A 4,101-nucleotide genomic window follows, 5' to 3' on the forward strand; every position below is an offset into this window, starting at 1 on the left:
CTGCATCGCTTACAAAGGGTGTGAGACTTTTGTCATGTCCTAACTGCCCTGGCGACTGCTATACTATCACAAAACCGCTTCAGAACAGGACTTGTCCCTATAGCTAGCTATAGGGGCACAAATCAAAGTACTGCCCATGATGCTGTATTTGAGGCTCTGTTGGGGTTTATGGCTCCTATATGACGTCTAGCACCACAGCTTGGAACTAGAAAAATCGGGGTACAGCATTGCCGTCCCCGATTGGGTTCTATCGTATTGCACTGTCTTAGTCGCGACCATTAAGGGCAATCAGCAGCCGCAAAATGAACACGAACAAGTTAATATAGGTCAAGTACATTGACAGGGCAGCAGGTAGATACTGGTCATCACGATAGGCGCGAGGCAGCACGAAGAAATCCACTACAGCCGCACCCGCAAAAATAACCACACCGATGCCAGAGATAGCAATTTCTAGAAAGCTGGGTGTGTATACACCAAAGAAGGATAAAACTAGCTGAGCCACCAAGACCACCAGCAAGGCAATCATACCCATCTGGACGGTTTTGGCTAAAGCAAAGCCATCTTCGTCTGAGAGATTAGAACCAATTTGACGGCCAGCCATAAAGGCTACACCACAGCCAAAGGCAGCAATGGCAATGCCTTGCATGCCCACACCCCCTGTTCCGAGGGCAACGAATATTAAGCCACTGAGGGTGTAGCCGGACAAGAGACTGTAACTAGCTAGAAGAGGCAAAGCTACACTGTTGTTTCCGTTCTCAGCCACACCACGGGCAACGAAGAAAAGAATAAATTCGGCAATTAAGGCAGGCAAGAAGGTGGTCATAAATAGCCCTGGGTTGCTTGAAATCACCCCCAGACCACCATAGACACCTAGGGCAGTTAAGACTAATCCACCACCCAGGAAGGGCAGAGCATTAGCAATAACATTCGGACCAACTAGGGCTCGACCTTGAGATTCACGAATTGCTTGACGAAAGTTACTAGTGCTACTCATGAGATTTTAGTCAAGAATTTTCCTGATCAAGTATCAGCATTGATTTATAACTACTTCTATTTTGAACCATATCCGCAATCTTGTGGCAGGAGGGAAAACCGACTGCTAGTACTCCGTCCAAATTGACTTGAGGGGTAAACTCTACTTTTTCGGAATACCTAATACTTAACACCTAATACCTAACACCTAATACCAAAACTAAATTGACAGAATACTAGTTATCCTCTTTGCTAGTTGCCACTTCCGGCTAATTAGGTTAGATATTATACCACATTTAAGACGGTATAGCGATTTCTCACTATCTTCGGGTTCCAATCTGCGTGATTGTACAGAGAAAACAAAAACGGTAATTTGTTTTTTCCGTGAAAGGACGATGGTTCTAAAGGGGAATCTCTAATGACAATGAGTTGAAGATTAATTGCTTAGGCTAAGCCTCGTGTCGTAAATAGGTTTCCACTTCTGGGATATTTTGAGAATGGCTATTGGGTCTGTTGGTTTTCAAGGAATGGAACTTCTGATTGCGTACTACCGAAATCCATCAATTCAACTTCGCAATCAGATAGTAAGATTAAATGCTGGGTTAGTGAGGAAGATTGCTCATATAGTCAGCCAGAAGTGTGCTGAACCTTATGAAGACCTCGAGCAAATGGGTTACATCGGCTTGATTCGTGCTATTGAGCGGTTCGACCCCCATCAAGGTTGTGCATTCAGTTCCTTGGCAGTACCTTACATTCGCGGTGAGATGCTACACTTCTTGCGCGATAGGGGTTCTCTGGTCAAGATTCCTCGCCGATGGCAGGAACTCCAGCAGGCAGGGAAAAGAGTCAGCAAAAAGTTAGCAACTAACTTGGGACGCTTCCCCAGAGATGAAGAAATTGCTAAGGCTTTGGATGTATCACTGCAAGAGTGGCAGGAAAGTAAATTGGCAGTTCAAAATCGTTTGCCTTTAAGTTTGGATGCCACGGTTTCTCAGAAGGTCGATCAACCCATGACTTTAGGAGAGACTCTACCGGATTACTATGAAGAGAATTTACACTATTGGGAAGAAGACCGACAACAGCTCCAGGGTGCCTTGAGTCAGCTAGAAGATAAAACTCAGGCAGCTATAGAGTTTGTTTTCTTACGAGAACTCCCCCGCAAAGAGGCAGCCAAACGAATTGGAGTCAGTCCGATGACAGTGACGCGACATGTCAAAAGAGGAATCCAAGAGTTGGTTACCCTGATGAAATCTCAAGCATCGGAGCGTCTGGCAAGTTAGGAAGAATGAAGAATGAAGAATGAAGAATGAAGAATGAAGAATGAAGAATGAAGAATGAAGAATGAAGAATTAGGAATGAAGAATGAAGAATTAGGAATTAAGAAGGAATAATTAAGAATGAGGAATTAAGAAGGAATAATTAAGAATGAAGAAATTCTAAATTCTAAATTCTAAATTCTTAATTCTTAATTATAATTGCCTTTTTTTGCAAGAAGTGTGTTTACAACCTAGATACAAACCCTATACTTAATTGCTGTCCGTATTGATATCGCAAAAGAGAGTTTGCCAGTCTCGCAAACCATCACTTGCCTCTTTGACTTCAAAGGTGACATTACAAGCCTTGGGTTGCTCTAGTACCTGAATACAAAGTTCAGCAATATCTTCCCGACTTACTTTACCTCGGATATTGTCTCCTTGAGCAAACACTAAGGCTTGACCTCCCGGTTCTTCTGTCAAAGCACAAGGTCTGATGATGGTATAGGAAACGCCACTGTCGCGAACTGCGTCTTCTCCCCGGAGTTTCCAGGTTAGAATTCCCCCCAGTTGATCATTCATTCGTACCGCTGGTGGTTCTTCCTCTAGGTTAATTCCTGGACGACCTGGACGAGTCACCCCGGCTGAGCTAATCATAATGAATTGGGGCTTGGTGATCCCCCCATAGGCTTTAATAGTTTCGAGCTGTAGGACAAAGGAACCTGGAGCAAAGTTTGGGTTCAGTGCGCCATCATATTCAAATTTACTCAGCATTAGCTGTATGGCAAAGATGCGACTGGGGTTGAAGGGAGCAGCATCTTTCAAGGTTTTGGCTCGAAATACCGGAATCAAATCAGCAAAGGGAATAGAAACGTTTATCCACTGATCTTTCTGGGTGTCAAAGGAATAGCAGTAGGCAATGCCATCCCATTTCGATTCATTACGCAATATAAATTTATAGCGTTGACCATCCCCTTTAACTCGCAGTTCTAGTCCTTGGTACTCAGCTAAGTTGAGGGGAGTTGGGAGATTGCGGGTGCGTACTGACACAAAGCCGCCAGAATTTGCTGTTGAGACATTGCCGGTAAACAGGGCAGCCTTGTCGATCAGGCGGATTGAACTCTCGCTGACACCACCCATGACTACATCATCCACAGCACCCCAGGTTTCTTGTAAGTCATCGGAAGGGTTTTGGAAGTCAAATAGGAGTTGTTTCCCTGGTTCGAGATACTCTGCTGCGGCTTGTACTAAGTTCTTGATACCCTGATACTCCAATAGTTCCGGGCTATCGACCACTTCTGGCCTATAGAACTTGATGCCCTGATCGTATTTTTCCCGGTTCGGGGTGTCTCCTTCTACCGGTTGCATCCGCGCTCCTGTACAACACACTATAGCAGTAATGTTCTTGTACAGTGCTGGGGTCAAGGTGTCTGGAATAGTGATATCTGCCTCGAATAGTTCCAGGTTATTGCCAAGGATTTCCCTAGCTTTCTGGGCATTTCTAACTAGGGCACGTACGGGATAATTACGCTCAACCAGACAGCGCACCACTCGCTTGCCTACACCGCCAGTTGCCCCAGCTACCAGTATTACTCCCATATCTTTTCCTCTACCCTGGCTCGATTGTTGATTATTGGCACGACCTGTGAATAATCGCTGTAGGCAGCTCAGGAAAGGAATAACCTCAAAGTAGCTTAGGGTTTTTATGAATCTGCCAGCATCCCATGGGGAGCGATTGTTTTGGGTCATAATCGCCTCAAGTGCATTTTTTCTTCAGTTTATCGAAACCTGAGTTACCCTGAAGGTTACCTTTATAGCAGAAGTCAGAAGTCAGAAGTCATTTGTCAGAAGTCAAACTCTTGCGCTTCTTGATGCA

At 44.8% G+C, this 4,101-nt stretch carries 3 protein-coding genes; 1 reads left to right on the plus strand and 2 read right to left on the minus strand.

Annotated features, from left to right (window positions below; all coding sequences use genetic code 11):
• Positions 1-265: 265 nt before the first annotated feature.
• The gene (locus tag F6K38_RS36485) at positions 266-994 is read right to left on the minus strand and encodes a Bax inhibitor-1/YccA family protein (RefSeq protein WP_008183362.1); all 729 of its coding nucleotides are present in this window, start codon (positions 992-994) and stop codon (positions 266-268) included.
• A gap of 475 nt (positions 995-1,469) precedes the next feature.
• On the opposite strand from F6K38_RS36485, the gene F6K38_RS36490 reads away from it, so the two are divergent.
• A complete protein-coding gene (locus tag F6K38_RS36490; protein ID WP_008183364.1) occupies positions 1,470-2,252 on the plus strand; it encodes an RNA polymerase sigma factor SigF in 783 nt (260 codons plus the stop codon).
• Between the two features lie 246 nt (positions 2,253-2,498).
• Here the strand turns inward: F6K38_RS36490 and F6K38_RS36495 are convergent, their stop codons facing one another.
• Entirely contained in the window at positions 2,499-3,974 is a 1,476-nt protein-coding gene (locus tag F6K38_RS36495; RefSeq protein WP_008183365.1) for a CIA30 family protein, read from the minus strand.
• Positions 3,975-4,101: the final 127 nt, after the last annotated feature.

The organism is Moorena sp. SIO3B2 (assembly GCF_010692525.1).
Lineage (GTDB): Bacteria > Cyanobacteriota > Cyanobacteriia > Cyanobacteriales > Coleofasciculaceae > Moorena > Moorena producens.